Consider the following 26,810-nt stretch of genomic DNA (forward strand, 5'->3'; position numbering starts at 1 on the left):
TGGTTCTTTCTCGGCGACGAACAACCGGCGATGATATGAGGAACACCCCACACACCATTCGGAGCCAACATGCGCATCGGCGTGCCTGCTGAGATCAAGAACAACGAATTCCGCGTCGCGATGAACCCCGCCGGCGTGCACGCGCTCACGCAGCGCGGGCACTCGGTCGCGATCGAGGCCGGCGCCGGCCTCGGCGCGGGCTACACCGACGCCGAGTACACCGAGGCCGGTGCCTCGATCGTCGCCACCGCCGCCGAGGCGTGGTCGGCCGAGCTCGTGCTGAAGGTCAAGGAGCCGATCGCGAGCGAGTACGGCTACCTCCGCGACGACCTCACGCTCTTCACCTACCTCCACCTCGCGGCCGACCTGCCGCTGACGAAGGCCATCCTCGACTCGGGCGTCACCGCGATCGCCTACGAGACCGTGCAGCTCGCCGACCGCTCGCTGCCGCTGCTCACCCCCATGAGCGAGGTCGCCGGCCGGCTCGCCCCGCAGGTCGGCGCCGCCGAGCTGCATGCCTCCAAGGGCGGCCGCGGCGTGCTGCTCGCGGGCGTGCCCGGCACCGCCCCCGCCAACGTCGTCGTCATCGGCGGCGGCGTCGCGGGCGAGCAGGCTGCGGCGACCGCGCTCGGCCTCGGCGCCGACGTCACCGTGTTCGACATCTCGCTGCCGAAGCTGCGCGAGATCGACGGCCGCTACCACGGCCGCATCAAGACGATGTCCTCGTCGTCGTACGAGATCGCCCGCGCGCTGAAGACCGCCGACCTCGTCGTCGGCGCCGTGCTCATCCCGGGTGCGGCCGCGCCGAAGGTCGTCACCGACGAGATGGTCGCCACGATGAAGCCGGGCGCGGTGCTCGTCGACATCGCGATCGACCAGGGCGGCTGCTTCGAGGGCTCGCGCCCGACCACGCACGCCGAGCCGACCTTCAAGGTGCACGACGCGATCTACTACTGCGTCGCGAACATGCCCGGTGCGGTGCCGGCGACCTCGGCGCCCGCGCTCATCAATGCGACGCTCCCGTACGCGCTGAAGATCGCCGACCTCGGCTGGGAGGCGGCCCTCGACGCCGACCCGGCGCTCGCCAAGGGCCTCAACGCCACCGCAGGCAAGCTCACCAACGAGCCGGTGGCCCTGGCGCACGGTCTCGAGTACTCGGCTCGCTGAGCTGCTCGATCGTGGGTGCCTCGGCCGAGGCACCCACGCGCTCGATCGTCACCCCTCGCAGCCGATCGGCCGCCACTGCACAGGCGGCCGCGAGGGGTGCGCACCGTTGCGACCCGCGTGCTCCCACGCGGGTCGTGACCGGATGCCCCGCCCGCGACCCGCGGGCGGGGCATCCGTCGTCTCAGGCGAGGCTGAGGAAGAGCCGTTCGAGCTCGTCGATCCCGATCCGTCCGCTCGCGGGCTCGTCCGATCCCTCGGCTGAACGGGGCTCGGCCTCGTCGGCGAGGCACTCGCGCAGCGCCGCAGAGATGATCGCGAAGCCCGCCTTGTCGAGTGCGCTCGAGACCGTCGCGAGCCGGGTCACGACGGTGCGGCAGTCGGCACCGGACTCGACGGCCGCGATCACCGCGGTGAGCTGCCCGCGTGCGCGCTTCAGCCGGTTCGCGATGCGCCGCTGCTCCTCGAGGGCGGTGCTCATGATGCGCCGCCGAGCTCGACGGGCAGGCCCTCGCGGTACCAGCCGACGATGCCGCCGTCGATGTTGACCGCGTCGAACCCGTGCTGCTCGAGGTAGACGACCGCCTGCGCGCTGCGGCCGCCCACGTGGCACAGCACGTACACCGTGCGGTCGCGCGGCACCTCGTCGAGGCGGGCCACCAGCTCGCCGAGCGGGATGTGGTGGGCGCCGTCGATGCGCGCCTGGGCGACTTCGGCCTCGTCGCGCACGTCGATGAGGTAGGCGTCGTCGGTGGCGTGCACCTCGGCGGGGGAGAGGGATCGCATTCGGGCTCCTTCGTCAGCGGATGGGTCGGTCAGGCGGCGCGTTCGCCGTCTGCGGGGTCGGATGCCGCAGCCGCGGCGAGTTCGCGGGCGCGCATGCCGTCGCGCCAGGTGAGGAAGCCGCCGTCGAGGTTCACGACGTCGTGGCCGAGACCGGCGAGCAGCCGGGCGGCGGTGTGCGCGCCCTGCCCCACCCGGCAGTGCACGACGATCCGCCGGCCGGCGAACTCGGCGTGGCGTTCGCGCAGCGCTTCGACGGGGATCCAGGTTGCGCCGGGGATGCGCCCCTCGTTCAGCTGCGTCTCGGCACGCACGTCGATGAGTACGGCGCCGCGTGCGAGCTCGTCGTCGAGCTCGTGCCATTGGACGACCCGGTCCTCGCCGCTCGCGAGGTTGCCCGCGATGTAGCCGAGCTGGTTGATCGGGTCCTTCGCGTGCCCGTACTGGGGTGCGTAGGCGAGCTCGAGGTCGGCGAGCTCGGAGGCGGTGAGTCCGGTCGCGATCGCGGTGGCGATGACGTCGATGCGCTTGTCGACGCCGTCGGTGCCGACGGCCTGGGCGCCGACGATGAGGTCGGTGGCGGCGTCGACGACGAGCTTCAGCGACATGGGTGCGGCGCCGGGGTAGTAGCCGGCGTGCGAGGCGGGATGGGAGTGCACGATCCGCACCGCCCGGCCGCGTTCGCGCGCACGCCGTTCGCTCCAGCCGGTCGAGGCGACGGTGAGTCCTGCGGCGTCGACGATCGCGGTGCCGAGGGCGGGGCGGGCGGGTCGTGGTGCGCCGGCGATGACGTCGGCGACGGCGCGGCCGTGCCGGTTCGCGAGGCCCGCGAGGGGTGCGAGCCGCGCCGATCCGTCGATCGCGTCGCGCTGCTCGACGACGTCGCCGACGGCGAAGATCGACGGGTCGCTCGTGCGGTGATCGTGGTCGACGACGATGCCCCCGGAGGGGCCGGTCGCGAGGCCCGCGGCGACGGCGAGGACCGATTCGGGGCGCACGCCCATCGCCGCGAACACGATGCCGGCGTGCAGCCGGGTGCCGTCGTCGAGCTCGACGTGGTCGTGGGCGACGCGCCGCACGTCGCGGCCGAGCTCGATGCCGATGCCGCGCCGGGCGAGATGGTCGGCGACGGGCGCCGCCATCTCGGGGTCCAGACCGCCGAGCACCTGCTCGCCGCGCTGCACGAGCGTCGTCGAGACGCCGCGCCGCACGAGGTTGTCGGCGAGCTCGATGCCGATGTACCCGCCGCCGATGACGACGGCCGGGCCGGCATCGCCGACCGAGGCGAGGGCGGCCATGATGCCGTCGAGGTCGTCGAGCGTGCGCAGCACGTGGATCGGGGCGTCGTCGTCGACGCCGTCGGGGCGCCGCGGTGCGGCCCCCGTCGCGAGCACGAGTTCGTCGTACGCGATCGACGCGACGCTCCCGCTCGCGAGGTCGCGCACCGAGACCGTCTTCGCGGCGGGGTCGACGGCCACCGCCTCGTGGCGCACCCGCGCATCGATGCGGAAGCGCTCGGCGAGCCGCTCGGGCGTCTGCAGGGCGAGGTCGTCGCGTTCGGCGATGACGCCGGAGACGTGGTACGGCAGGCCGCAGTTCGCGAACGAGACGGCGCCGCTCCGTTCGAGCACGATGATCTCGCGCTCCTCGTCGAGCCGGCGCAGGCGGGTCGCGGCCGACATGCCGCCGGCGACGCCGCCGATGATGACGGTGACGGGCGGGCGGATGGCCGAGCTGGGGTCGCGGGTGGGGATCAGGCGCACTCGACGAGCCTAGCATGTATACCCATGGGGTATCCGAGAAGCAGCTGAACGGGGCCGACCGCGGCGATGCTCCGAGGATTTCGCGCGTTTCGTCTTAGGGTGTCGGTGTGCAGCGGCTCGATCGGAACCAGGACGACGAGGACGAGATCCTCGGCGACGAGCCCGACGCCGCCGCCGACCAACTCACTCCGGAACCCATGCAGCAGGACATCACCCGCCCCGACGGCCTCAGCCTCGGCGACCCGGCCCTCGTCGCCGGCAACGTCGCCGAACCCGCCTGGCGACGCTGGAACTCCGAGCTCGCCGCGGTCGGCGGCCGCTCGCCGCTCGTCCGGTTCGTCGACACCCCGCGCAGCCGCATCGAGCTCTCGACGACGCACCCGGGCGGCCTGCCGCAGTTCATCACGGGCAAGTCGACCCTCCTGTCGAGCCTCATCCGCGACGAGCTGGCGCTGCGCAACGCGCGGCTCGCGGCGGCCGAGATCACGCAGAAGGGCATCGAACTGCGGAGCGTCCGCGGCGTCGAGTCGGTGCACCTCGCCATCGGGCTCGCCTCGTGGCGCAACGGCGGCGAGGAGTACCTCGCCCCCGTGCTGCTCCGTCCGCTCGCCATCCGTCGCTACGGCCGGGACTTCGAGCTCAAGCTCAAGAGCCAACCCTTCCTGAACCCCGCGCTGGCCCGCGAGCTGCGCGACCAGTTCCAGATCACGCTCGACGCCGACGCCTTCGTCGCACTCGCGATCACGAACGGCGTCTTCAAGCCGCAGCCCGTCATCGACCGGCTGCGCGGGCTCACGAGCCACCTGCCCTGGTTCCAGGTCGCTCCGCGGCTCGTGGTCTCGTCGTTCGCCGAGGTCGGGCCCGAGATGGCGATCGACGCCGCGAAGCTCGATCACCCGGTGATCGACGCGCTCGCCGGCAACCCGGCCGCGCGCGCCGCCGTGACCGCCGCTCGCGGTGAGCGCGCCAAGCCCGTCGGGCAGGACGACCGCCCGCCCTCGACCGACACCCTCCTGCTCGACGCCGACCCCGAGCAGGAGCAGGTCGTCGCAGAGATCGAGCAGGGCACCTCCGTCGTAGTGAAGACGCTCCCCGGCACGGGCGGCACCCAGACCATCGTCAACGCCATCGGCGCGCTCGTCGCGAACGACAAGCGGGTGCTCGTCGTCGGCGCGCGGCGCGCGAGCCTCGACGGCATCGCGCATCGACTCGGGCAGGTCGGCCTCGGCGGCGCCGCGGTGACCACGCCGGGTCTGCGGCGCGAGCTCATCCAGTCGATCTCCCGCAACGAGAAGGCCGAGCGGCCGCGGGTCGCCGACGTCGACGACGCGCTCGTCCGCCTGCGCAAGGTGCTGCTCGACTATCGCACCGCCCTCACGCGTCCCGATCCCGAACTGCACGTGTCGGTGCTCGATGCGCTCAGCGAGCTCGCGCGGCTCGCGCTCCTCCCGGCACCGCCGTCGACGACGGCACGGCTCGACCGAGCGGCACTCGCCGAGCTCGCGACCGGCCGCGGAGACGTCGCGCGCGACCTCGCGCGCGCCGCCGAGCTCGGCGAGTTTCGCTACGGCCCGGGTGACTCGCCCTGGTACGGCGCGTCGTTCACGTCGTCGGCAGAGGCGACGAACGCCCACGAGCTCGCGAAGCGGCTGAGCGCCGTCGAGGTGCCGCGGCTCCTCGAGCGAGGCCGCTCGCTCATCGCGCAGACCCGCCTCCGCGAGTTCGAGTCGATCGCCGAGCTCGGCGTGTTCCTCCGGCTGCTGCTCGACGTGCGAGAGACCCTCGACCGGTTCCAGCCGTCGGTCTTCGACCGGCCGCTCGGCGAGCTCATCGCCGCGACCGCCCCGCGGCGCGAGTCGGGGATGTCGGGTGCGAATCGCCGGCGCCTGCGCCGTCACGCGCTCGAGTTCGTGCGCCCCGGGGTGCACATCACCGACCTGAACTCGGCGCTCCGAGGCATCCAGCAGCAGCGAACCCTCTGGCAGCGCTACTCCGACGCGGGGGCGATCCCCGGCGTCCCGGTCGGCATCGACGACGTGCACGTCGCGTACCAGCACGTCTCGAGCGACCTCGCGACCCTCGACGCGCCGCTCGACCTCGTTGGCACGCCGCGCCAACTCGGCGCACGGCCGATCCGCGACCTGGTGGCGACCCTCGCCGGCCTCGCCGCCGACTCGGAGGTGCTCGCGAACCTGCAGGAGCGCACCGCGATCCTCGGCCGGCTGCGCGAGCTCGGGCTCGACCCGCTGCTCGTCGACCTCGCCAAGCGCCACGTTCCCGAGCCGCGCGTCGCCGACGAGCTCGAGCTGGCCTGGTGGCAGTCGGTGCTCGAGCAGGTGCTCGCGGGCGAGAAGGCGCTGCTCGGCGCGAACACGACGGTGCTCGACCGGCTCGAGGGCGACTTCCGGCTCGTCGACGAGGCGCACGCGTCGGCTGCGGGTCCGCTGCTCGCGTGGCGCCTCGCCGAGAACTGGAAGGTCGCGCTCGTCGACCACCCCGAGGAGGCCGCGGTGCTCAAGCGGTTGCTGCGCGGCGATCGCCTGCGCGCCGACGCGCTCGTGACCGAGGCGCCGAACCTCTTCCGCGTGCTCGCCCCTGTGTGGCTCGCCTCGCCCTACGAGGTGTCGGCCGTCGACGACCGCATCGCCTTCGACACCGTCATCCTCGTCGACGCCGGGGCCACGACCATCGCCGAGAACCTCGGGGCCATCCGCCGGGCGAAGCAGGTCGTCGCCTTCGGCGACCCCGTCACGCAGACGCCGACGCTCTTCGAGACCGGCATCGACGACGGCGAGACGCCGCCCGACCGCGATCACGAGCACGGCGGCGTCGACGCCCTGCACGCCGATTCGGCGCTCGCGCGGCTGGGCGAGCTGCTGCCGACGCTGACCCTCACCCGCAGCTACCGCGCCGGCGGCGAAGACCTCGCGGAGCTCGTGAACCGGCGCTTCTACGGCGGCCGCATCGTGTCGCTGCCGTGGGCGGGCAGCTTCCTCGGGCACGGCAGCCTCGGCCTCCACTACGTCTCGGGCAACGGGCTGCCCGACTCGGTGACCGGCACGGTCGAGTCGATCGACTCCGAGGTCGCGAAGGTCGTCGAGCTCGTCATGGAGCACGCCGTCAAGCGTCCGCGCGAGTCGCTCATGGTGATCACCGCGAGCACGCGGCATGCGGCCAGGGTGCACCAGGCGGTGCTCGCCGCGTTCGCGAAGCGCACCGACCTGTCGGACTTCATCCTCAAGGACCGGGCCGAGCCGTTCACGGTGCTGACGCTCGAGCAGGCCGTCGCCCAGAGTCGCGACCGCGTCATCTTCTCGATCGGCTACGGTCGCACCCCGCACGGCCGCCTGCTCTCGAACTTCGGGTCGCTCGGCCAGCCGGGCGGCGATCGCCTGCTCGCCGTCGGCATGACCCGCGCTCGCCGTTCGATGGACATCGTCTCGGCGTTCCGCCCCGACGACATCGACGAGTCGCGGCAGAGCCACGGCGTGCTCGCCCTCGCGAACGTGCTGACGCAGACCGAGGAACGCGCGGCCGACTCGGGAGAGCGGATGGAGGTCGGCTCGATGCTGCGCGACCTCGCGTCACGGCTCGAGCGGCGTGGCATCCGGGTCAGCGTCGGCTACCGCGGACGCCTCGCGCTCGCCGCCGCCCACGCTGGCAAGGCGGTCGTGGTCGAGACCGACGATGCGTTCGCGGGGCAGAGCCTGCGCGAGTCGCTGCGGCTGCGGCCCGATGTGCTGCGCCGGCTGGGGTGGCACTACCTGCGCGTGCACAGCTTCGAGCTGTTCGGCAACCCCGACGCGGTCGCCGCTCGGGTCGCGAGCGTGCTCGGCAAGCCCGACCCGGTCGACGACGGCGCCGAGGTGCGCGCCGCCGGTTCCCGCCCGTGACCGACGAGCCCGAGCCGCGCCAGCGCGTCGAGCGTGCTCCCGGACGTGCCCGTCGGGCGAAGCTCACGCCGGCGCCGGGTTCCGACCCGTCGCCCGAGGCGCCCGTCGCGCCGGCCGAGGGCGATCAGTCGGGCGACACGACGGGGATGCCTCGGCGCACGTCTCCCGACGACGAACGCCTGCTGCGCGACCGGCCGCCGCACTGGCGGCGCGACTGAGTCTCGACCCGTCGTCGGACGGTCGATGTCGCGCTACTGGTCGCTGTGGCGGCCCGAACCGACCACGGACCCCTGCTCGGCGAGGAGGTCGCGGATCTGGGCGAGCACCGTGAGCTCGGTCTCGGGCTCCTCGGGGTCGGGCTGCCCCGCCTTGCGCTTCTGCTCGGCGCGCTCCTTGAAGTGGTTCATCGGCATGACGAACACGAAGTAGACCACGGCTGCGACGGCGAGGAAGGAGATGATCGCGCCGATGACGGCGCCGAAGCTGAACTTCGTGTCGCCGACCGTCCAGACGAGTGCCTGGTCGAGGCTGTCAGCCTTGAACAGGAGGCTGATTAGCGGGTTGATCAGATTGGTGACGATCGAGTTCACGACCGCCGTGAACGCCGCGCCGATGACGACCGCGACGGCGAGGTCGATGACGTTGCCCCGCATGATGAATTCCTTGAAGCCCTTGATCACGGCCTTCCCCCTCCAGTGTCGATTTCGGACGGGCACCACGCTAGCCGAGGCTCAGGACGATGCCGAGGCGCCCCCGCCGGTCGACGCCGGCTTCGACGAGCCCGAGCCTGACGAGCCCGAGCCCGACGAGGATGACGCCGACGAGGCATCCGACCCGCTCTTCGAACCCCCCGAACCCGCTGAGCCGCCCGCGCGCGAGTCGGTGCGGTAGAAGCCCGATCCGTTGAAGGTCACGCCGATCGTGTTGAAGAGCTTGCGCAGCTTGCCGCCGCAGACCTCGCAGACCGTGAGCGCGTCGTCGGTGAAGGCCTGGTGGATGTCGAAGGCGTTGTCGCACTCGGTGCAACGGTAGGAATAGGTGGGCATTGCAGTCTCTCGGTGGTGGGCGGCGGTGCGCCGGCTCAGAAGGCGATGATGCGGGTGGGGGTCACGACGCCGTTGACGGGCTGATCGTGCACCTCGCGCGGCACGTGCTCGACGAACTCGCTGTCGAAGACCACGGCGTACACCGGAGGACATTTTCCCATCGACCCGAGGGTCTTGTCGAAATAGCCGCGGCCCCAGCCGAGGCGCATGCCGGTGGCGTCGATCGCGGCGGCCGGAATCACGATGAGATCGACGTCGTTGATCGCCATCGGCCCGAGCAGCTCGCCCTCGGCCTCCGGCACTCCGGTGGGACCGAGCCGCTCGGTCTGCTCCTCGCCCACGGTCCAGTCGAGCAGCCCGTCTTCGCGGGTGATGGGGAAGAGCACGCGGATGCCTCGGGCCTCGGCCCAGTTCACGAAGGGGCGCGTGTCGGGCTCGGAGGGCATCGAGAGGTAGCACGAGATCGAGTCGGCGCCGGTGGAGCCGATGAGCTCCTGGAGGCGGGCCGTGAAGCCCTCGGTGGCGTGCGTGCGCTCGTGCATCGACATGTTCTGGCGGCGCTCGCGCAGCTCCGCGCGCAGGATGCGCTTCTGGACACCGGGATCGTCGGGCATGGCTCACATCCTAGGCGGAGGCGGAGCCGGCCGGACCGGTCGCAGCCCGGATGGAAGGATCCCAGCCGGTACGCTGGAGCGCATGACTCAACGGATCACGAAGGCGGTCATTCCTGCGGCGGGGTTGGGGACGCGGTTCCTGCCGGCGACGAAGGCGATGCCGAAGGAGATGCTGCCGGTGGTGGACAAGCCGGCGATCCAGTACGTGGTCGAGGAGGCCGTGGCGGCGGGGTTGACGGATGTGTTGATGATCACGGGTCGGAACAAGAACGCGTTGGAGAACCATTTCGACCGGGTCGCGGAGTTGGAGGCGACGCTGGAGCGCAAGGGCGACACGGCGAAGCTGGAGAAGGTGAACGAGTCGACCGATCTGGCGGACATGCATTACGTGCGGCAGGGTGACCCGCTGGGGCTCGGGCATGCGGTGCATCGGGCGCACATGCATGTGGGTGATGAGCCGTTCGCGGTGCTGCTGGGGGATGACATCATCGATGCCCGGGACGAGTTGTTGACGCGGATGCTGGACGAGCAGCAGAAGCGGGACGCGTCGATCGTGGCCTTGTTGGAGGTGGACCCGGATCAGATCCACCTGTACGGGGCTGCGCAGGTCGAGCCGACCGACGATCCCGATGTGGTGCGGATCACGGGGTTGGTGGAGAAGCCCGCGAAGGAGGTCGCGCCGTCGAACTACGCGGTGATCGGCCGGTACGTGCTCAAGCCCGAGGTGTTCGGCATCCTGGCCGACACGCCGCCGGGCAAGGGTGGTGAGATCCAGTTGACCGATGCGTTGATGACGATGGCGGGAGATGTGGCGGGCACGGGCGGGGTGTACGGGGTCGTGTTCCGTGGTCGCCGGTACGACACGGGAGACAAGCTGGACTACATCAAGGCCGTGATCCAGCTCGCGGTCGATCGCGAGGACCTCGGCGCCGACCTGCGCTCCTGGCTCATCGACTACACCGACACCCTCACCCCACCCACCCACTGACGATGGCGGCATCGTCCCTGCCCACCCTCCGCGACGGCGAGGTCGTGCTCCGGCCCATCCGCGTGCGCGACGCGAAGGCGCTCGAACGGGTGCTGCTCGCGAACCGCGGCTGGCTGAAGAAGTGGGAGGCGACCTACCCGGGCGGCGGGTCGTTCATCGATGCCAGGGCGTCGATCCGCAACCTGCTCGCGCACGCACGGGGCGGCCACGGACTGCCGTTCGTCATCGAGGTCGACGGCGAGCTCGTCGGCCAGCTCAACGTCTCGTCGATCAGCTACGGCTCGCTGTCGTCGGCGACGATCGGGTACTGGGTCTCCGAGCACGTGGCCGGCCGGGGCATCACCCCGACCGCGGTGGCGCTCGCGACCGACTACTGCTTCGGCGTGCTGCGCCTGCACCGCATGGAGATCTGCATCCGACCCGAGAACGGGCCGTCGCTGCGCGTCGTCGAGAAGCTCGGGTTCCGCTACGAGGGCCTCCGGCGCCGGTTCATCCACATCGACGGCGCCTGGTGCGACCACTTCGCGTTCGCGCTCGTGAGCGAGGAGGTGCCGCGCGGCGTGCTGCGCCGGTGGCGCGACGGGCGCGTGCCCGACGGCGCCGCACGCATCACCGCGGAGGACCTCGCCGCGGCCGCCGAGCCGCTGCGGCTGACAGATCGCTGAACACGCCCGCGCCGATTCGGGCGCGGGGCCGCGCGTGACCTAGCGTTATCGCATGGATGTGATCGGCGGGGGGATCCTGATCGCGGTGGCGGCCGCGCTGTGGATCGCGTACCTGCTGCCGAGCTGGCTGCGCCGTCGGCAGTACCTCGCGACCGAGCGCAACGCCGTACGACTCCAGCAGACCCTCCGCATCCTCGCCGAGACCGCCGAGACGCCCGAGCCCATCGTCGTCGAGGCCACCGCCCGCGAGGTCGCGACGCAGCAGCGCATCCTGCACGAGCACGAGGAGACGGCACGCCTCGCCGCGGAAGCGGCCGAGCAGACGGCCATCGCCGAGCGCCGCGCCGCGGAGGAAGCGGCGGAGGCCGCGCGCGCACGCGCGGCAGCGAGCGCTCCCGTCACCCAGCCGGTACCGGCCGTCGCAGCTTCGCAGATCGATCCGTCGCACGACGCCGCGCGGCGAGCACGCAGAGCCGTGCGCCGCCGTCGCGCCGCATGCACCCTCATCGCGCTCGCCGGGCTCATCACCGTCATCGTCGGCCTCGTCGCCGCGGCGTTCGGAGCATCGCTCGTCATCGCCGCCGCCGGTGGCGTCGCGTTCGTCGGCGCGGCCTTCGGGCTCGTGCGGCTCGCGAAGCGGCGCCTGCCGCAGGTCGCGGTCGCCGCGCCCGCGACGCCGGCGGCGCTGGACTTCGAGCCGATCGAGTTCGCCGAGCCGACGGCCGAGACGGAGGGCTGGACGCCCCGGCCGCTGCCCAAGCCCCTGCACCTGTCGCGGGGGACGATCGCGGCGACCGCCATGGCGTCGATCGAGGCGGCCGCCGAGCTCAAGCGCGTCGAGAGCGAGGCGCTCCTCGCCAGGCGGGCCGAACGGCTCGCCCCGCCGGTGCCGAAGATCAGCCCCGCGGCATCCGCAGCCGAACGCGCCGCCGCAGGGGAGCGCGAGGCCGAGCGTGCCGCCGACCGCACCGCGCAGGCGGCCCCGAACCCGTACGCCCGGATGGGCATCGTCGACGACGCCCGGCCCGGCATCGACGACCTCGACGCCGTGCTGCGCCGTCGTCGGGCGGCCGGCTGATCGAGCCGGGTGGTCAAGACCACCCCTCGAGTGGTGATAGGCTCTTTCACGGCTCGGGCCCATGGCGCAGTTGGTAGCGCGTCTCGTTCGCAATGAGAAGGTCGGGGGTTCGAATCCCCCTGGGTCCACCGAGAGAAGGCCCCCGCTTCGGCGGGGGCCTTCGGCATTCCACCGCATCGCTCCGTGGCGGGCATAGGGTGGAACGGATGTCGCAGCCGCCGGTGACCCGTTCGATCCCGTTGTCCGAGGAGCACCGCTGGCGTGCCTACTGGGTGTGCGTCGCCGTCGCGGCGCTCACGATCCTCGACCTGTCGAAGGTCAACGTCGGCCTTCCCGCGATCGAGGACGCCTTCGACGCGACCTCGACCGAGCTGCAGCTCATCGTCGCCGGCTATGTGCTGACGTTCGGCCTCACGCTCGTGCCCGCCGGCCGCATCGGCGACCAGCGCTCGCGCAAGACGCTCTTCGTCGTCGGCCTCAGCCTGTTCACGCTCACGAGCCTCGTCGCCGCGCTCGCGCCGAACGCGACCGTGCTGCTCGTCGCGCGCCTCCTGCAGGGCGTCGCCGCGGGCATCCAGATGCCGCAGGTCCTCGGCATCATCCAGGAGCTCTTCCACGGCAAGGAGCGCGGAAAGGCCTTCGGCCTGTTCGGCGCCACCATCGGGCTCGCGACGGCGTTCGGTCCGACTCTCGGCGGCCTCATGATCGCGATCGGCGGGCCGACCGACGGCTGGCGCGGCATCTTCTGGATCAACGTGCCGCTCGCGCTCATCGCGATCGCCCTCGCGATCTGGCTGCTGCCGGTCACCCGCCGTCCCTCCGACAAGCCGCTGTCGCTCGACCCCGTCGGGCTCCTGCTGTTCGGTGTGACCGTGGTCGCGCTCATGTGGCCGTTCCTGCTCACGACGGGCTCGCCCGACGACGACCCGGCGCGCTGGTGGGTGCTCGTGGTCTTCGTGCTCGCGCTCACGGCGTTCGTCGCGTGGGAGCGCCGCTACGCGGCATCCGGTCGCCACCCGCTCGTGCCGCTGGGCCTGTTCGGCGTGAGCTCGTTCCGCAACGGCATCTCGCTCGCGAGCGTCTACTTCGCGGCGATGCCCTCGATGTTCCTGCTGACGACGCTGTACCTGCAGCACGGGCTCGGCCTCGAGGCGGTGTTCGCCGGAATGGTGGGCATCGGCTTCGCGCTGCTGAGCGCGCTCAGCTCGTGGATCGGCGGCAACCTCGTGAACCGCCTCGGCCGACCGCTCGTCGTATGGGGGCTCATGCTGCTGCTCGTCGGCATCGGGCTGCTCGTGCTCGCGGCGCTGGCGACCCCGCCTGCGATGACGCCGTGGGCGATGGCCGGCGCGATGGTGATCGGCGGCGCGGGCGGCGGCCTCGTCGTCTCGCCGAACCAGACGCTGACCCTCATGGACATCCCCGTGAAGCAGGGCGGCCTCGCCGGCTCGGTGGGTCAGCTCGGCCAGCGGATCGGCACGGCCATCGGCACCGCCGTGACGCTGTCGTTGTTCTACTCGACGATCTACCGCGAATCCGAGGGCCAGCCCGATCTCGCGGTGTACCACGACGCGTACGGCGTCGGCATGCTCGCGGTCGCGGTGTTCGTCGCGATCGCCTTCGCGATCGGCGTCGCCGACCTCGGGGCCCGGCGGCGCGAGCGACGGCCGCTCGGCGAGCCGCCGACGGAGGCCGACGACGCCTGAACCGCGCGAGCGGCGCCCGCTCGGCCAGCCGCCGACGGAGGCCGACGACGCCTGAACCGCGCAGCCCGTCATCGTCGCGGTTCGGCCGCCCGCTGCCACGGACGGCGATCAGCGGATCGCGAGCACCCGCGCGCGCTCGTCCTTCGGCAGGTGCTCGATCGCGGCGCGCAGCGCCACGCGCGGCATCGTCGCCGCGTGCTCCTCGACGAACGCGAGGTGGCGCCCGGCGTCGAGATCGCCCGCCGAGCGCAGCACCCAGCCGACGGCCTTCTGCACGAACGGCGCCTCGTCGCGGGCGAGCCGCCCGGCGATCGCGAATGCGTCGTCGGTCTCGCCGCGCTTCATGAAGGCGAAGGTCGCGACGAGCGCGGTCCGCCGCTCGGGCCAGAACGACGAGGCGGCGAGGGCTGCGAGCGGGGACCGGTCACGATCGACGAGGTGGCCGCCGACGACGTCGCGGGCGGCGAGATCGACGAGGTCCCACTGATCGATGCGGTCGTGGCGGGCGAGATAGAGCTCGTAGAGCTCGGTGCGGCGGGCCTCGCCCGTGGTGCGAGCGGCGGCCGACTTGCCCATGATGCTGCAGGCGAGCGCGCGCACCTCGTGCATCGGCCGGGCGAGCAGCTGCTCGAGTTCGGCGACGGGCAGGTCGAGCGCGGTCTTCGCGAGCTCGAAGACGGCGCCCATGCGCACGCCGATGAACGGCGCCGCCGCGTCGTCGGGGAAGTACCGGCGGTACTTCATCCGCTCGGTCTCGCTCGCCATCGCCTCGAGCGCGGAGGTCAGCCCCGCGGCATCCGTCATTCTCGCTCGCCCTCCCGCGTCGTCAGGCTTCAGGCTAGCGACCCGGCGGTGCCGTGTCAGGCGGCGAGATGGGCGGCCGGGGTGAGCAGCGCGGCGAGCTCGCCTGCACTCAGCTCACGACCGAAGGCCGGATGCCCCGGCTCGAGCGCGACGCCGTGCTCGAGTGCTCCGCCATCGACCGGATCGAACCCGATCGCGTCGATGAGGGCGGCCACCTCGGCGCGCGCGCCGGGGTCGTCGCCGACCACTGCGAGCGCACGTCGCAGGGGATCGCCGGCGGGCAGGCTGTCGTCCTCCATCTCGTGGTAGCCGAGGTGGTTGAGGGACTTGACCACGCGGGCGCGCGGGTTGCGCGCCGCGTTCTGCTCGCTCGTGGTGCGCGGGTCGGCGTCGACCTCGGCGAGGTTTCCGTCGACGGGCGGCCAGTAGTTCATGGCGTCGACCACGATGCGGCCGTCGAACGCGGCCCAGGGCACGGTGCCGGCCTTTCCGAACGGCACGGCGACGATGATGACGTCGGCGCTCTCGGGGAGCTCGGCGGAGGGGACGACGACGGCGCCGGGGGCGACGACGCCCACGAGGAGCTCGAGGGCGGTCTGCCTCGGCGAACCGGCGATGAGCACCCGGTACCCGGCGGCCACGAGCAGGCGGGCGAGGGCCGTGCCCACCTTTCCCGCGCCGTAGATTCCGATCACCGGGCGATCCGTCACAGTCTCCATGCTCCCATTCCGCCCGGCGCGCTGCTCGATCCATGCGTCGACATGCATCTCAACGCGGGGTGCCGTCGTGACATTCCCGGGAATAGTCTCGGCATGGGGCGGGTTCCGACCTGTGCATGCGTACGCATGCATCGACTTCCGCACCGGGCTTCCGCACCCGGCGACGATGAGAGGGGCCGGCATGACCGAGCGCTACGAATTCGGACTCGACACCTTCGGCGACGTCACGGCGGCCGCCGACGGCACCACGCTGCCGCATGCGCAGGTGCTGCGCAACGTGGTCGACGAGGCCGTGCTCGCCGACCGCCTCGGCCTCGACTTCTTCGGCATCGGCGAGCACCATCGCCACGAGTTCGCCGTCTCGGCTCCCGAGGTCGTGCTCGGCGCGATCGCCGGGCGCACCGATCGCATCCACCTCGGCTCAGCGGTGACGGTGCTGAGCTCCGACGACCCGGTGCGCGTGTTCCAGCGCTTCGCGACGCTCGACGGCGTCTCGGGAGGTCGCGCCGAGGTCATCCTCGGACGTGGCTCGTTCATCGAGTCGTTCCCGCTCTTCGGCTTCGACCTCGGCCAGTACCAGGAGCTCTTCGAGGAGAAGCTCGAGCTCTTCGCGGCGCTCCTCGAGCAGGAGCCCGTCACCTGGGAGGGCCGGCTGCGCCCCGCCCTCACCGACCAGCTCGTGTACCCGCCCGTCGAGCACGGGCACCTGAAGACGTGGGTCGGCGTCGGCGGCAGCCCCGAGTCGGTCGTGCGCGCGGCGCACTACGGGCTGCCGCTGGTGCTCGCGATCATCGGCGGAAGCCCCGCGCGCTTCGCACCGCTCGCCGAGCTCTACCGCAAGGCGCTCGCCCAGTTCGGCAAGCCCGCGCAGCCTGTCGCCATCCACTCGCCGGGCTTCATCGCCGACTCCGACCAGGAGGCGCTCGACACCCTGTGGCCCCACTACCAGGTGATCATCGACCGCATCGGCCGCGAGCGCGGCTGGGGGCCCGCGACGCGCGAGCACTTCGAGGCCGAGGCCTCGTCGCACGGCGCGCTCTACGCCGGCTCGCCCGAGACGGTCGCGCAGAAGATCGCTGCGGCGATGCGCTCGATCGGCGCAGTGCGCTTCGACCTCAAGTACTCGAACGGCACCCTGCCGCACGAGGCGATGATGGGCAGCATCGAGCGGTACGCGACCGAGGTCGTGCCGCGCGTTCGCGAACTGCTCGCCGCCGCCGATGCCGCCGACGCCGAGCTCGACGAGGCCGCGGCCCTGGCCCTGGCCGACCGCGCCGACGACGCGGCCGCGGGGCGCGCGTAGACCCCGAAGGGGCGATCTCGTCGCGTCGACCGGCGAGCACCCATCCGGCATCGCCCGCTCGACGGGTGTCCGGAGCGCGATGTTCGAGCGGGCCGAGCCGCGGCATCCGCCTCAGACGGCCTGCCGCGTGCGCTGCTGACGGCGCCGCACCGCGGCGCGGAACCACGCGGCGTCGGGCACGCGGGCGAGGAACGTGCCGGCGATGATCGTGATGAGGACGTAGTCGGTGGCGAGCGAGGCGAGCGCGGGCTCCACTCCGGCGGTCACGGCGAGACCGGCGATCACGATCGAGAACTCGCCGCGCGGCGCGAGCGAGAAGCCCGCGCGCCACCGGCCGAGCGTGCCGACCCCTGCGCGCGCCGCGGCGTAGGCGCCCGTCGCGAGCTTCGTCGCGATCGTGACCGCCGCGAGCAGGAGCGCCGGCAGGATCATCGACATGAGCTGCGACGAATCGGTCGTGAGCCCGAAGAACACGAAGAACGTCGCGGCGAACAGGTCTCGGAGCGGCGTCAGCACCTGGCTCGCGTTCACCGCCACGCGACCCGACAACGCGATGCCGACGAGGAACGCGCCGACCGCGGCCGAGACCGAGACCTCCTGGGCGAGCCCGGCGACGAGCATCGTGAGGCCGAGCACGCCGAGCAGCAGGGGCTCGGCATGGTCGGCGGGGAAGAGACGCGAGACGAGGTGGCCGTGACGCAGCGCGATGTAGAGGATCACGACGACGACCGCGACCGCGACGGCCACGGCCACGGCGCCCTGCACGAGGCTGACACCGATGACGATCGCCGAGAGGATCGGCAGGTAGAACGCCATCGCCAGGTCTTCGATGACGAGCACGCCGAGGATCGCCGGCGTCTCGCGGTTGGAGAGACGGCCGAGGTCGCGCAGCAGCTTCGCGATCACCCCCGACGACGACACCCACGTGACGCCCGCCAATGCGACCGCTGCGACCGGACCCCAGCCGAGGATGAGTGCGAGGGCCGCGCCCGGCAACGCGTTCAGCAGCCCGTCGACCACTCCCGGCATGCGCGCCGACTTCAGGCTGTCGAAGAGCTCGGACGCGGTGTACTCGAGCCCGAGCAGGGCGAGCAGAAGGATCACGCCGATCTCGGACCCGGTCTGCAGGAACTCGATGCTCGCGTCGAACGGGAAGATGCCGCCCGAGCCGAACGCGAGGCCGAGCAGGAGGTAGAAGGGGATCGGCGAGAGGCCGATGAGCAGTGCGAGCCGCCCCAGGAGGCTCATTCCGAGGAGCAGCGCGCCGACTTCGATGAGGAGGAGCGTGGTCTCGTGCATGCGGGGCCCGGCGTCAGTCGGGTCCGTTGGCGAGCAGTCTCGAGACCCCGTCGAGACCCTCGCGGGTGCCGACGGCGACGATCACGTCGCCCGCGCGCAGGGGCTCGGACGGCGTGGGGGAGGCGATGACCTGGCGGTCGCGCACGATCGCCACGATCGAGGCGTGCGTGCGGGTCCGGGCCTTGGTGTCGCCCAGGGTGCGATTGAGGAACGGCGAGTCGGTGGGCAGTGCGATCTGCTCCGTGTACAGGCCGGCGGTCTCGTCGGAGAGGCTCGTCAGGCGGCTCAGCATGACCGAGGCGCTCAGCACATCGGCGAGGGCGGAGGCCTCGTCGTCGTTGAGTGCGACGCTGTCGCGGCACGCGTCGGGGTCGTCGATGTCGAACACGCCGAGATCGCGCTCGCCGTCGCGGTGCGAGACCACGCTGATTCGGCGCCCGGCTTCGGTCACGAGGTCGTGACGCACGCCGATCCCGGGCAGGTCGACCTTCTCGATGCGAATACCCACGCCCGTAATCGTAACCCCGTTGCGGAGGTGCACGGCCGGGCGCGCGGGGGTTCAGCCGTCGGCGCCCACCCGGGTGCGCATCTCGAGCACCGGGGTGCCGGCGTCGTCGACGAGCTCGAAGGCGACTCGCACGGCGCCCAGCTCGGCGAGCGAGTCGACGTGCGTGCCGCCGCAGGCGATGCGGGCGACGCCCTCGGGCAGCTCGGCGACCCAGCTGCGCCGGTCGGTGAGCCGGTCGCCGTCGCGCTCGACGCGGACCGTCGAGCCCGCCGCGACCCACTCGCCGACGGCGGCGGAGACCTCACGGCCGAGTTCGTCGAGTGCCTCCGCGAGGCCCGTCGCGTCGAAGCCGGCGCGGCGCAGCGACTTGTTCAGCCGGTAGCGGTCGACCGAGCCGAACGGCTCGATGCGGCTCGACGCGATCGCGATGCCGTCGAAGTCGGGACGCCCGAGCGCATCGGTGCGGGCCGGCTTCGACCAGCGCGACTCGACCGCACGGTTCAGGGCGAGGGATGCCGCGTGGCAGGCGCTGTGCCCGAGCGAGAGGGCGCGGCGCGCCGAGGCATCCGCGGTGATGACGACCTGGTCGCCTTCGGCGACCGGGCCGCCGCCATCGATCAGGTGTGCGACGACGAACGCCCAGCCCTCGGTGCCCTTGCGCACGGGGACGTCGTCGCCGACATGCAGCTCGGACCCGTCGGTCGCGGCGACGACGGCGTCTCGGATCGGCAGTTCGCGATCGCCCGCGCGCAGCGTGCCGGTGTCGGCGGGCTGGTCGGGCCAGGCGGCGTCGACCGGGTGGAACGACGTCGCGTCGGTGACGACGGCCACGAGCCCGTCGCGGGCGGGGGCCGTGTGCAGCACGGTGGCGTGCCGTACGAGTTCACCGGCGGGGTACGTGACGATCGTGTCGTGCGCGGGCAGCGTCATGCGACCGGCGTCAGTCGTCGGCGCGGCCGAGCAGGTGGAACGGGATCGCCAGCGAGAGCGCGACGGCGAGGATGCCGCCGAAGAACACGGCGGCCTGGAGGCTCGCCAGTTCGGGGGCGATGCTCATGACCCACATGCCGAAGACGAACAGTCCCAGGGCGATGACGGTGGCGACGACGTTCACAAGGTCCTCCAGGGTGCGGGGGCGACGTTCGTCGCCTCGGCCAGTCTATCCATCGGGCCGCGCCGCGGTCGTGCCCCGCGCGCCGGTCGGGAACGGGGCGACTCGTCAGTCGGGGACCGGGCCGAGCCATGCGTTGGCGACGGTCGCGTGCGCCGACTCGTCGTCGGACGGGTGGAAGATGCCGGCGAGCACGTCGCGGTAGAGCCGCCCGAGCTCGGAGCCCGCGAAATAGGTCGAGCCGCCCGAGACGCGGACCGCCTGGTCGACGACGTGCTTGGCGGTCTCGGTCGCCCGCACCTTGATGCCGACGAGCTTCGCGAACCAGGCCGCGCCGTGGTCGACGAGCTCGTCGAGGTCGCGGGCGACGGCGTCGAGCTGGGGCGGGATCGCGTCGTAGGCGATCGCCGCGTCGGCGACGCGCCACCGGATGTCGGGGTCGTGCGCGAGGGGACGCCCGTCGTGCTTCATCGAGGTGCGGCGGCCGGCCGCGGCCACCGCGAGGTCGAGCGCGCGCCGGCCGATGCCCGTGTACACGGCGGCCAGGAGCAGTTCGAAGTTCGCGAAGATGCCGAAGACCAGCGGGTCGGCGTTGGGCCCGGGGTCGAGCCGGCGCACGATGCGGTCGGGCGCGGCGTACGCCCCGTCGAGCACGGTCGTGCGGCTCTGGCTCGCGCGCATGCCCATCGTGTTCCAGTCGTCGAGGATGCGCACGTCGGGGTCTTCGCGGTCGATGAAGCCGTAGACGAGCTTCGGCGCATCCGACGACACCGAGTCGAGGCCCATCGTGCCGAGCCGCGTCCATGCGGGCGACAGCGACGTGAAGATCTTGCGGCCCGCGTACCGGTAGCCGCCGTCGGCCTGCGGTTCGGCCGTGGTGCGCGAGCCGAACAGCATGAGGTCGTTGCCGGCTTCGGAGATGCCGAACCCGAACACCTCGCCCGCACCCGCCTCGCGGAGGACGAAGTCGAGCGAGTCGTCACCGCGGTCGCGCAGCACCTTCGCGACGCCCGTCCACACGAGGTGCATGTTGACGGCGAGCGCCGTCGCGGGTGCGGCGCCGGCGAGCCGCATCTGCGCGTGCACCGCGTCGACGAGGCCCCAGCCGAGGCCGCCGTGCTCGACGGGCACGAGCGCGGTGAGGTAGCCGGCCGCGCGGAGTTCTTCGAGGTCGTCGTCGAAGAAGGCGTTGTCGCGGTCGTACTCGGCCGCTCGGGCGCGGAATCGCTCGAGGAGGTCGTCGTCGAGGAGGGATTCGGGCGTCGGGGTCTGCGTCGTGGTCTCGGTCGTCGCGCTCACGTCGCCAGACTACGCCCGCGGCTCCGGCCCGGTGGGGGAGCGATCGGCGTCGGAGCCGGGGTGCGGCGCCGGCTCGACCGGGACCCCCGGCGCCCGTCGCCGTCCGCGGGCGGCGAGCACCACGACGAGCGTCACGACGGCGGCGATGACGAGCAGTACGGCGAACCACGGCAGGAGCACGCCGAGGGCGACGGCGAGCGAAGACAGGAAGCCGACCAGGGCCGTCCACCCGGCGACGACCCCGCTCCAGAAGTCGTCGGGCGCCGGGGCCGGCGCCGCCTCGACCGTGGCGAGATCGAGCGTGAGGGTCGAGTAGTCGACCTGGTCGACGAGCTGGTCGCGCTGCTGGGTGAGGCTGTCGAGTTCGGCTTGGCGGGTCGTGAGCTCGGATTCGATGGCGATGAGATCGGCGATGGTCTCGGCTTCGGCGAGCAGCTGCTCGAGCCGGTCGACCGAGGCCGAGAGCGCCTCGATGCGCGCGTCGAGGTCGGTGCGCTGCTGCGTGACGTCGGAGGCCTGCATCGAGACGGAGTCCACCCGGCCGAGATCGCGGATCTCGTCGACGACGCCGTCGAGCTCTGCTGCGGGCACGCGCAGCACGAGGTGCGCGCTCGGCGGTGACGCATCGGTGCCGGGCTGCTCCGTCCGGCTCTCGGTGCGCCCGCCGGCGCGGTCGACGATCGCGGCGGCCTCCTCGGCGGCGTCGATCGGATCGTCGACGGTCACCGCGATCCACCCCGTCGTGATCACGCTGCGGTCGACGGCGTCGGGCTCGGCCCGGGCTTCGTCGGCCGAGCCCCCGTCGGCGCCGGCGTCGCCGCCCTGGGCGGGAGCCGGCATGTCGGGCTCGGCGACGCCGGGCGTGCTCGAGCCGCCGCCCATCGAGCAGCCGGCGAGCAGGAGGGCGATGATCGCGGCGGACGCCGCCGCGGGTGCGAGTCGTCTCATGCGGTCAGGGTATTGCCGCGCCGGGAGCCAGTGTCTGGACGGGCGCTGGGAGTCGGGTCACGATCCGGTCGCGGCCGGACGAGCGCGAGCGGCGCGCGTCAGTCGTCGTCGGGATCTCGTCCGGTGCGCTCGCCGGTCTCGAGGGAGGCGATCGCGGCGAGGTCGTCGACGCCGAGCTCGAAGTCGAAGACATCGAGGTTCTCGCGGATGCGCTCCGGCGACGACGCCTTCGGGATCACGACGTTGCCGATCTGGACGTGCCAGCGCAGCACGATCTGCGCCGGGCTGCGCCCGTGCGCCGTCGACAGCCGGGCGAGCACCGGGTCGTCGAGGAGGCGACCCCGGGCGAGCGGGGACCACGCCTCGGTGCGGATGCCGCGTGCCGCATGGAACTCGCGGAGGGCGGCCTGCGGCAGCCGCGGATGCAGCTCGACCTGGTTGACGACCGGGGCGACGCCCGTCTCGCCGATGATGCGGTCGAGGTGGTGGGCGTGGAAGTTCGAGACCCCGATCGAGCGCACCCGTCCTTCGTCGCGGAGCCGCACGAGGGCCCGCCAGGTGTCGACGTAGCGGTCGGTCGACGGCACCGGCCAGTGGATGAGGAAGAGGTCGAGCCGGTCGAGCCCGAGCCGGCCCATCGACGCGTCGAAGGCGCGGAGCGCCTCGTCGTAGCCGTTGTCGTCCTTCCACACCTTGCTCGTCACGAACAGCTCGTCGCGCGGCACCTCGGCCGCGCGCACGGCCGCGCCGACACCCTGCTCGTTCTCGTAGAAGGCGGCCGTGTCGAGGTGGCGGTAGCCGGTCGCGATCGCGACGCCGGCGAGCTGCGCCGCGTCGTGCGCGGGCACCTTGTAGAGCCCGTAGCCGAGCTGCGGGATCGCGTGGCCGTCGGCCAGCGGCACGAGCGGTGCGAGCGGGAGCTGTCGAGGCATCCTGGCGCCCTTCGTCAACTGGGTTGGAGCGGCACCGGTTCGGTGTCGGGAATGGGGCTCGCGTCGCGGCCTCGGAGATCGGGGTGCCATCGGCGTGCGAACGCGGGCACGAGGAACCCGAGGAAGGCGAGCGCGCTCGCCGCCCAGAACGCGCCCTGCGCGCCGTAGCCGTCGATGAGGAAGCCGGCGAGGGCCGAGCCGAGTGCGGCGCCGATGAGCTGGCCCGTGCCGACCCAGCCGTACGCCTCGGCGGTGTCGGAGAACTTCACGCTCGCCGAGACGATCGCGAACAGCACCGCGAGCGCGGGCGCGATGCCGATGCCGGCGACGAAGAGGGTGATCGAGAGCCACCAGAAGTCCATCACGAACGCTGCGAGCGCGGTGCCGACGAACACGATGAACATGCGGCGGGCGGTCGACCACGGTCCGATGGGGACGTGGCCGAGGAAGAGGCCGCCGGCGAGCGATCCGATGGAGAAGATCGCGAGCACGATGCCGGCCTCGCTGCCGTCGTGGCCGAAGACGGCCACGACGCCGGCCTCGATGGCCGCGCACGCGCCGATCAGGAGGAATCCGACGACGGTCGCGAGCAGGACGGCGGGGCGGGCGAGCACGGTGCCGAACCGGCGTTTCGAGCGGGGGATGCGCACCCGGCCGAGTTCGGGGGAGGAGATGAACCAGGCGCCGCCCACGACCATGAGCAGGGCGGCGAGCAGGATGGCCCACACCGTGCCGATCTGCGTCGCGACGAAGGTCGTGACGACCGGCCCGACGACCCAGATGATCTCCTGCGCCGAGGCGTCGAGGGAGAACAGCGGGGTGAGCTGTCGCGAGTTCACCATCTTCGGGTAGATCGTGCGCACGGCGGGCTGCACGGGCGGGGTCGCGAGACCGGCGACGAGGCCGACCGCCATGTACAGCGGCACGGTGAGGGGCAGCACTCCGATCGCGACCACGGCGCTCACGCAGATCACGAGCGTGACGACGAGCACCGGGCGCATGCCGAACCGACCCATGAGGCGGCTCGTGAGCGGGCCGGCGACGGCCTGCCCGATCGACGTGGCGGCGAGCACGAGCCCGGCTGCGCCGTACGAGCCCGTCTGCTGCTCGACGTGCAGCAGGAACGCGAGCGAGAGCATTCCCGAGGGGAAGCGCGCGGTCAGCTGGGCGGCGATGATGCGTGCGACGCCCTGCGTCTTGAGCAGTTCGGAGTAGGTTCCCACGGTGCGCCAAGCCTATCGATCGGTGCGACGCGCCCGCCGAACGGCTGCGCAGTGCGGCATTGCGTCTCGAAAGTACGGAATCTTGCGTGTCGAGGGTGTGAAGCGGGCGATTCGAATCGCCACCGAATCGTGATCTGCCGAGATGCTTGCGTCGAGCCTGCGGTGGTTTAGGCTCGGTCTACGGCGACGGAGCCTCACTTTGCGCTCAGTCGTTTGTCCCCATCATCATGTGACGACAGAGGTATCAACATGAACATCCGACGCCTGCTCCTGCCGGCCGCCATCGCCTCCGCCGCGGCCCTGCTCTTCACCGGCTGCGTCAACAACTCCGAGAGCGAGGGCGGCGGTTCCGAGAGCACCGCCCCCAAGACCTCGGTCGAGGCCGACGACGCCGCGGTGGCCCTGCTGCCCGCCGAGGTCAAGGACTCGGGCGTGCTGCGCATCGGCACCGACGCCGAGTACCCGCCCAACGAGTACAAGAACGACGCCGGCGAGCCGACCGGCTGGGGCGTCACCCTCGCCGAGGCGGTCTCGGCCAAGCTCGGGCTCGAGCCCGAGTGGGAGATCCTGAGCTTCGACAGCATCATCCCCCGCATCCAGGAGGGCGCCCTCGACATGGGCTCGTCGTCGTTCACCGACACGGTCGAGCGCCAGGCCTCGGTCGACTTCGTCGACTTCCTGAACGCGGGCAGCCTGTGGGCCGCGCCCGCCGGCAGCGACATCACCCCCGACACCGCGTGCGGCAAGACCGTCGCCGTGCAGTCGGGCACCATCCAGCACACCGACGAGCTGCCCGCACGCAGCCAGGAGTGCGTCGACGCGGGCGAGGAGCCCATCGAGATCCTGCCGTTCGAGGGGCAGCCCGAGGTCACGAACGCCGTCGTCAACGGCAAGGCCGACGCCTTCTCCGCCGACCTGCCCGTGACGGGTGACGCGGTCGCCAACCTCGACGGCCAGCTCGAGACGGTCGGCGAGATGTTCGACGCGGCGCCCTACGGCTTCGCCACCCAGAAGGACAGCGACATGACGAAGGCCGTGCAGGCCGCGGTGCAGTCGCTCATCGACGACGGCACGTACCTCGAGATCCTGAAGTCGGCCGGCATCGAGTCGGGTGCCGTCGACGAGGCGACCATCAACGGCGCGACGAACTGACCTGAGAAGCACCGCAGTCATGTCCGACATGCCTTCCCGGCCGGCGGGGTCCGAGACCCCGCCGGCCGGCTCCGGAACCGACACGCCCCCCGAGGCGATCAAGGCCATCAAGCTGCGCCACCCGTGGCGCATGGTCCTCGCCGTCGTGCTCATCGTGCTCGTCGTCCTCTTCGTGGTCGACGCGGCCGTCAACCGGCCGGTCTACAACTGGACCGAGGTCGGCAAGTACCTCTTCGACACGCGCGTCGTCGAAGCCGCCGGCTACACCCTGCAGCTGACCGTGTACTCGATGGTCATCGCGATCATCCTGGGCATCGTGCTCGCCGTGATGCGCCTCTCGCCGAACCCCGTCGTGAAGTCGGTGGCGTGGGTGTACCTGTGGCTGTTCCGCGGAACCCCGGTGTACGTGCAGCTCGTGTTCTGGGGCCTCATCGGCGTCATCTACAAGTCGATCGACATCGGCCTCCCCGGCTCCGAGCCGTGGCTGTCGATCACGACGAGCGACCTGCTGAGCTACTTCGCCCTCGCGGTCATCGGCCTCGCGCTCAACGAGGCCGCCTACATGGCGGAGATCGTGCGCGCGGGCCTGCTCGCGGTCGACCGCGGCCAGGAGGAGGCGGCGACCGCCCTCGGCCTCGGCTGGTGGCACACGATGAGCCGGGTCATCCTGCCGCAGGCCATGCGCGTGATCATCCCGCCGACCGGCAACGAGGTCATCTCGATGCTGAAGACGACCTCGCTCGTCATCGCCGTGCCGTTCACGCTCGAACTGTTCACGCGCACGAGCGACATCGCGGCGAAGACGTACCAGCCGGTGCCGATGCTGATCGTCGCGTCGATCTGGTACCTCGCGATCACGTCGATCCTGATGGTCGGCCAGTACTACCTCGAGAAGCACTACGCGAAGGGCATCGACCAGCGACCGGCCGTGCAGCAGCCGACCGTCGAGACGAGCGCGGTCGCCGCGGTCGACACGGAGGTCCCGCCGTCGAACCACCACGCCGGAGGAGGCGCATGAACGCCGCGGAGACCCCCATGGTGAAGGCCGAGGCGGTGTCGAAGTCCTACGGCTCGAACACCGTGCTCCGGTCGATCTCGCTCGAGGTGAAGCGCGGCGAGGTGCTCTGCCTCGTGGGGCCGTCGGGCTCGGGCAAGTCGACCTTCCTCCGCTGCATCAACCACCTCGAGACCGTGAGCACCGGACGGCTCTCGGTCGACGGCCAGCTCGTGGGCTACCGCCAGCACGGCGACAAGATCTACGAGCTGCACCCGAAGGAGGCCGCGAAGCAGCGCCGCGACATCGGCATGGTGTTCCAGCGCTTCAACCTCTTCCCGCACATGACGGCCGTCGAGAACGTGATGCTCGCACCGACGCTGCTGAAGAAGGGGCTGCCGAAGTCGCAGGCGAAGGCGCGCGCGCTCGAGCTGCTCGCCCGCGTCGGCCTCGCCGAGCGCTCCGACTACTACCCCTCGCAGTTGTCGGGCGGGCAGCAGCAGCGTGTCGCGATCGCCAGGGCGCTCGCGATGGAGCCGAAGCTCATGCTGTTCGACGAGCCGACCTCGGCGCTCGACCCCGAGCTCGTCGGCGAGGTGCTCGAGGTCATGAAGGAGCTCGCGAAGAGCGGCATGACGATGATCGTCGTGACGCACGAGATGGGCTTCGCCCGCGAGGTCGCCGACACGCTCGTCTTCATGGACGGGGGCGTCGTCGTCGAGTCGGGCGACCCGCGAGAAGTGCTCTCGAACCCGCAGCACCAGCGCACCAAGGCGTTCCTCTCCAAGGTGCTCTGAGGCGCATCCGCCCCGAAGGCG

27 protein-coding genes and 1 tRNA gene are annotated in these 26,810 nt (G+C 71.8%); 12 read left to right on the forward strand and 16 right to left on the reverse strand.

Annotated elements, in window-relative coordinates; genetic code table 11:
* Positions 1 to 69 precede the first annotated feature (69 nt).
* Entirely contained in the window at positions 70 to 1,167 is a 1,098-nt protein-coding gene (ald, locus tag ACFWGP_RS15645; RefSeq protein WP_231430280.1) for an alanine dehydrogenase, read from the forward strand.
* Between the two features lie 181 nt (positions 1,168 to 1,348).
* Here the strand turns inward: ald and ACFWGP_RS15650 are convergent, their stop codons facing one another.
* Genes ACFWGP_RS15650 through ACFWGP_RS15660 form a run of 3 tightly spaced genes read right to left on the reverse strand, consistent with a single transcriptional unit; the run spans position 1,349 to position 3,710 of the window.
* A complete protein-coding gene (locus ACFWGP_RS15650) occupies positions 1,349 to 1,645 on the reverse strand; it encodes a metal-sensitive transcriptional regulator (RefSeq protein WP_376931319.1) in 297 nt (98 codons plus the stop codon).
* On the reverse strand, positions 1,642 to 1,950 hold the full coding sequence (locus ACFWGP_RS15655) for a rhodanese-like domain-containing protein (RefSeq protein WP_231430281.1): 309 nt from the start codon (positions 1,948 to 1,950) through the stop codon (positions 1,642 to 1,644). The genes ACFWGP_RS15650 and ACFWGP_RS15655 overlap by 4 nt, the downstream gene beginning before the upstream one ends.
* A gap of 29 nt (positions 1,951 to 1,979) precedes the next feature.
* A complete protein-coding gene (locus tag ACFWGP_RS15660; RefSeq protein ID WP_376931320.1) occupies positions 1,980 to 3,710 on the reverse strand; it encodes an FAD-dependent oxidoreductase in 1,731 nt (576 codons plus the stop codon).
* 197 nt (positions 3,711 to 3,907) lie between these two features.
* Between ACFWGP_RS15660 and ACFWGP_RS15665 the strand changes: the two genes are divergently transcribed.
* Both ACFWGP_RS15665 and ACFWGP_RS15670 read left to right on the forward strand, forming a co-directional pair.
* Positions 3,908 to 7,603, forward strand: coding sequence for an AAA family ATPase (locus ACFWGP_RS15665; protein WP_376931462.1), 3,696 nt, complete (start codon positions 3,908 to 3,910; stop codon positions 7,601 to 7,603).
* On the forward strand, positions 7,600 to 7,821 hold the full coding sequence (locus tag ACFWGP_RS15670) for a hypothetical protein (RefSeq protein ID WP_275505559.1): 222 nt from the start codon (positions 7,600 to 7,602) through the stop codon (positions 7,819 to 7,821). Before ACFWGP_RS15665 ends, ACFWGP_RS15670 begins: the two co-directional genes overlap by 4 nt.
* A 33-nt stretch (positions 7,822 to 7,854) precedes the next feature.
* Here the strand turns inward: ACFWGP_RS15670 and mscL are convergent, their stop codons facing one another.
* The 3 genes from mscL to ACFWGP_RS15685 are packed head-to-tail and all read right to left on the reverse strand — an operon-like array spanning position 7,855 to position 9,263.
* Entirely contained in the window at positions 7,855 to 8,283 is a 429-nt protein-coding gene (gene mscL / locus ACFWGP_RS15675; protein ID WP_376931321.1) for a large conductance mechanosensitive channel protein MscL, read from the reverse strand.
* Positions 8,284 to 8,334: 51 nt separating this feature from the next.
* Positions 8,335 to 8,649: an FmdB family zinc ribbon protein gene (locus tag ACFWGP_RS15680; protein ID WP_231430285.1), complete on the reverse strand. Its 315-nt coding sequence runs from the start codon at positions 8,647 to 8,649 to the stop codon at positions 8,335 to 8,337.
* Positions 8,650 to 8,684: 35 nt separating this feature from the next.
* Positions 8,685 to 9,263, reverse strand: a complete 579-nt coding sequence (locus ACFWGP_RS15685; protein ID WP_231430286.1) for a 5-formyltetrahydrofolate cyclo-ligase — start codon at positions 9,261 to 9,263, stop codon at positions 8,685 to 8,687.
* 82 nt (positions 9,264 to 9,345) lie between these two features.
* On the opposite strand from ACFWGP_RS15685, the gene galU reads away from it, so the two are divergent.
* The 5 genes from galU (at position 9,346) to ACFWGP_RS15710 (ending at position 13,700) form a co-directional block, all read left to right on the forward strand.
* A complete protein-coding gene (gene galU / locus ACFWGP_RS15690) occupies positions 9,346 to 10,251 on the forward strand; it encodes a UTP--glucose-1-phosphate uridylyltransferase GalU (protein WP_231430287.1) in 906 nt (301 codons plus the stop codon).
* A gap of 2 nt (positions 10,252 to 10,253) precedes the next feature.
* A complete protein-coding gene (locus ACFWGP_RS15695) occupies positions 10,254 to 10,916 on the forward strand; it encodes a GNAT family N-acetyltransferase (protein WP_231430288.1) in 663 nt (220 codons plus the stop codon).
* Between the two features lie 52 nt (positions 10,917 to 10,968).
* The gene (locus ACFWGP_RS15700; RefSeq protein WP_275505592.1) at positions 10,969 to 11,994 is read left to right on the forward strand and encodes a hypothetical protein; all 1,026 of its coding nucleotides are present in this window, start codon (positions 10,969 to 10,971) and stop codon (positions 11,992 to 11,994) included.
* A 55-nt stretch (positions 11,995 to 12,049) separates the two neighbouring features.
* Positions 12,050 to 12,122: transfer RNA gene (locus ACFWGP_RS15705), tRNA-Ala, on the forward strand.
* Between the two features lie 78 nt (positions 12,123 to 12,200).
* On the forward strand, positions 12,201 to 13,700 hold the full coding sequence (locus ACFWGP_RS15710; protein ID WP_376931322.1) for an MFS transporter: 1,500 nt from the start codon (positions 12,201 to 12,203) through the stop codon (positions 13,698 to 13,700).
* 108 nt (positions 13,701 to 13,808) lie between these two features.
* Here ACFWGP_RS15710 and ACFWGP_RS15715 read toward each other — a convergent pair whose 3' ends face one another.
* Positions 13,809 to 14,504, reverse strand: a complete 696-nt coding sequence (locus ACFWGP_RS15715) for a DNA alkylation repair protein (RefSeq protein WP_376931323.1) — start codon at positions 14,502 to 14,504, stop codon at positions 13,809 to 13,811.
* Positions 14,505 to 14,560: 56 nt separating this feature from the next.
* Entirely contained in the window at positions 14,561 to 15,406 is an 846-nt protein-coding gene (locus ACFWGP_RS15720; RefSeq protein ID WP_376931324.1) for an NADPH-dependent F420 reductase, read from the reverse strand.
* Here ACFWGP_RS15720 and ACFWGP_RS15725 point away from each other — a divergent pair.
* Complete coding sequence (locus tag ACFWGP_RS15725; RefSeq protein WP_231430293.1) at positions 15,405 to 16,526, forward strand: LLM class flavin-dependent oxidoreductase; 1,122 nt, start codon at positions 15,405 to 15,407, stop codon at positions 16,524 to 16,526. The two genes, ACFWGP_RS15720 and ACFWGP_RS15725, sit on opposite strands and share 2 nt — an antisense overlap.
* Positions 16,527 to 16,637: 111 nt before the next feature.
* On the opposite strand, the gene ACFWGP_RS15730 is transcribed toward ACFWGP_RS15725, so the two are convergent.
* The 8 genes from ACFWGP_RS15730 to ACFWGP_RS15765 form a co-directional block, all read right to left on the reverse strand.
* Entirely contained in the window at positions 16,638 to 17,825 is a 1,188-nt protein-coding gene (locus ACFWGP_RS15730) for a cation:proton antiporter (RefSeq protein ID WP_275505595.1), read from the reverse strand.
* A gap of 13 nt (positions 17,826 to 17,838) precedes the next feature.
* Complete coding sequence (locus ACFWGP_RS15735) at positions 17,839 to 18,333, reverse strand: cation:proton antiporter regulatory subunit (protein ID WP_231430295.1); 495 nt, start codon at positions 18,331 to 18,333, stop codon at positions 17,839 to 17,841.
* 51 nt (positions 18,334 to 18,384) lie between these two features.
* On the reverse strand, positions 18,385 to 19,263 hold the full coding sequence (locus tag ACFWGP_RS15740; protein WP_376931325.1) for a metal-dependent hydrolase: 879 nt from the start codon (positions 19,261 to 19,263) through the stop codon (positions 18,385 to 18,387).
* A 10-nt stretch (positions 19,264 to 19,273) separates the two neighbouring features.
* A complete protein-coding gene (locus ACFWGP_RS15745; RefSeq protein ID WP_231430297.1) occupies positions 19,274 to 19,447 on the reverse strand; it encodes a hypothetical protein in 174 nt (57 codons plus the stop codon).
* Positions 19,448 to 19,552: 105 nt separating this feature from the next.
* Positions 19,553 to 20,743, reverse strand: coding sequence for an acyl-CoA dehydrogenase family protein (locus ACFWGP_RS15750; RefSeq protein WP_376931326.1), 1,191 nt, complete (start codon positions 20,741 to 20,743; stop codon positions 19,553 to 19,555).
* Between the two features lie 9 nt (positions 20,744 to 20,752).
* Positions 20,753 to 21,691 carry a DUF4349 domain-containing protein gene (locus tag ACFWGP_RS15755; RefSeq protein ID WP_376931327.1) on the reverse strand — a complete coding sequence of 313 codons (939 nt, stop codon included), beginning with the start codon at positions 21,689 to 21,691 and terminating at the stop codon, positions 20,753 to 20,755.
* Positions 21,692 to 21,789: 98 nt separating this feature from the next.
* The gene (locus tag ACFWGP_RS15760) at positions 21,790 to 22,623 is read right to left on the reverse strand and encodes an aldo/keto reductase (protein ID WP_376931328.1); all 834 of its coding nucleotides are present in this window, start codon (positions 22,621 to 22,623) and stop codon (positions 21,790 to 21,792) included.
* A 14-nt stretch (positions 22,624 to 22,637) separates the two neighbouring features.
* Positions 22,638 to 23,846 carry an MFS transporter gene (locus ACFWGP_RS15765; protein WP_231430301.1) on the reverse strand — a complete coding sequence of 403 codons (1,209 nt, stop codon included), beginning with the start codon at positions 23,844 to 23,846 and terminating at the stop codon, positions 22,638 to 22,640.
* A 249-nt stretch (positions 23,847 to 24,095) separates the two neighbouring features.
* Here ACFWGP_RS15765 and ACFWGP_RS15770 point away from each other — a divergent pair, with 249 nt between their 5' ends.
* Genes ACFWGP_RS15770 through ACFWGP_RS15780 form a run of 3 tightly spaced genes read left to right on the forward strand, consistent with a single transcriptional unit; the run spans position 24,096 to position 26,789 of the window.
* Positions 24,096 to 24,998 carry an ABC transporter substrate-binding protein gene (locus ACFWGP_RS15770; RefSeq protein ID WP_231430302.1) on the forward strand — a complete coding sequence of 301 codons (903 nt, stop codon included), beginning with the start codon at positions 24,096 to 24,098 and terminating at the stop codon, positions 24,996 to 24,998.
* Positions 24,999 to 25,017: 19 nt separating this feature from the next.
* Positions 25,018 to 26,016: an amino acid ABC transporter permease gene (locus ACFWGP_RS15775; protein ID WP_374201102.1), complete on the forward strand. Its 999-nt coding sequence runs from the start codon at positions 25,018 to 25,020 to the stop codon at positions 26,014 to 26,016.
* Positions 26,013 to 26,789 (forward strand): amino acid ABC transporter ATP-binding protein, encoded by a 777-nt coding sequence (locus ACFWGP_RS15780; protein ID WP_304504449.1) that lies wholly within the window; start codon positions 26,013 to 26,015, stop codon positions 26,787 to 26,789. The genes ACFWGP_RS15775 and ACFWGP_RS15780 overlap by 4 nt, the downstream gene beginning before the upstream one ends.
* Positions 26,790 to 26,810: the final 21 nt, after the last annotated feature.

The sequence above is a fragment of the Agromyces sp. NPDC127015 genome (assembly GCF_042725165.1).
Lineage (GTDB): Bacteria > Actinomycetota > Actinomycetes > Actinomycetales > Microbacteriaceae > Agromyces > Agromyces chromiiresistens.

What these genes read in the sequence shown, in the direction of transcription:
- ald (WP_231430280.1), top strand. Translation starts at nt 70, where the DNA reads ATGCGCATCGGCGTGCCTGCTGAGATCAAGAACAACGAATTCCGCGTC.
- ACFWGP_RS15650 (WP_376931319.1), bottom strand. Translation starts at nt 1,645, where the DNA reads ATGAGCACCGCCCTCGAGGAGCAGCGGCGCATCGCGAACCGGCTGAAG.
- ACFWGP_RS15655 (WP_231430281.1), bottom strand. Translation starts at nt 1,950, where the DNA reads ATGCGATCCCTCTCCCCCGCCGAGGTGCACGCCACCGACGACGCCTAC.
- ACFWGP_RS15665 (WP_376931462.1), top strand. Translation starts at nt 3,908, where the DNA reads ATGCAGCAGGACATCACCCGCCCCGACGGCCTCAGCCTCGGCGACCCG.
- ACFWGP_RS15680 (WP_231430285.1), bottom strand. Translation starts at nt 8,649, where the DNA reads ATGCCCACCTATTCCTACCGTTGCACCGAGTGCGACAACGCCTTCGAC.
- ACFWGP_RS15685 (WP_231430286.1), bottom strand. Translation starts at nt 9,263, where the DNA reads ATGCCCGACGATCCCGGTGTCCAGAAGCGCATCCTGCGCGCGGAGCTG.
- galU (WP_231430287.1), top strand. Translation starts at nt 9,346, where the DNA reads ATGACTCAACGGATCACGAAGGCGGTCATTCCTGCGGCGGGGTTGGGG.
- ACFWGP_RS15695 (WP_231430288.1), top strand. Translation starts at nt 10,254, where the DNA reads ATGGCGGCATCGTCCCTGCCCACCCTCCGCGACGGCGAGGTCGTGCTC.
- ACFWGP_RS15700 (WP_275505592.1), top strand. Translation starts at nt 10,969, where the DNA reads ATGGATGTGATCGGCGGGGGGATCCTGATCGCGGTGGCGGCCGCGCTG.
- ACFWGP_RS15710 (WP_376931322.1), top strand. Translation starts at nt 12,201, where the DNA reads ATGTCGCAGCCGCCGGTGACCCGTTCGATCCCGTTGTCCGAGGAGCAC.
- ACFWGP_RS15715 (WP_376931323.1), bottom strand. Translation starts at nt 14,504, where the DNA reads ATGACGGATGCCGCGGGGCTGACCTCCGCGCTCGAGGCGATGGCGAGC.
- ACFWGP_RS15725 (WP_231430293.1), top strand. Translation starts at nt 15,405, where the DNA reads ATGACCGAGCGCTACGAATTCGGACTCGACACCTTCGGCGACGTCACG.
- ACFWGP_RS15720 (WP_376931324.1), bottom strand. Translation starts at nt 15,406, where the DNA reads ATGCCGGCCCCTCTCATCGTCGCCGGGTGCGGAAGCCCGGTGCGGAAG.
- ACFWGP_RS15730 (WP_275505595.1), bottom strand. Translation starts at nt 17,825, where the DNA reads ATGCACGAGACCACGCTCCTCCTCATCGAAGTCGGCGCGCTGCTCCTC.
- ACFWGP_RS15740 (WP_376931325.1), bottom strand. Translation starts at nt 19,263, where the DNA reads ATGACGCTGCCCGCGCACGACACGATCGTCACGTACCCCGCCGGTGAA.
- ACFWGP_RS15755 (WP_376931327.1), bottom strand. Translation starts at nt 21,691, where the DNA reads ATGAGACGACTCGCACCCGCGGCGGCGTCCGCCGCGATCATCGCCCTC.
- ACFWGP_RS15760 (WP_376931328.1), bottom strand. Translation starts at nt 22,623, where the DNA reads ATGCCTCGACAGCTCCCGCTCGCACCGCTCGTGCCGCTGGCCGACGGC.
- ACFWGP_RS15770 (WP_231430302.1), top strand. Translation starts at nt 24,096, where the DNA reads ATGAACATCCGACGCCTGCTCCTGCCGGCCGCCATCGCCTCCGCCGCG.
- ACFWGP_RS15775 (WP_374201102.1), top strand. Translation starts at nt 25,018, where the DNA reads ATGTCCGACATGCCTTCCCGGCCGGCGGGGTCCGAGACCCCGCCGGCC.
- ACFWGP_RS15780 (WP_304504449.1), top strand. Translation starts at nt 26,013, where the DNA reads ATGAACGCCGCGGAGACCCCCATGGTGAAGGCCGAGGCGGTGTCGAAG.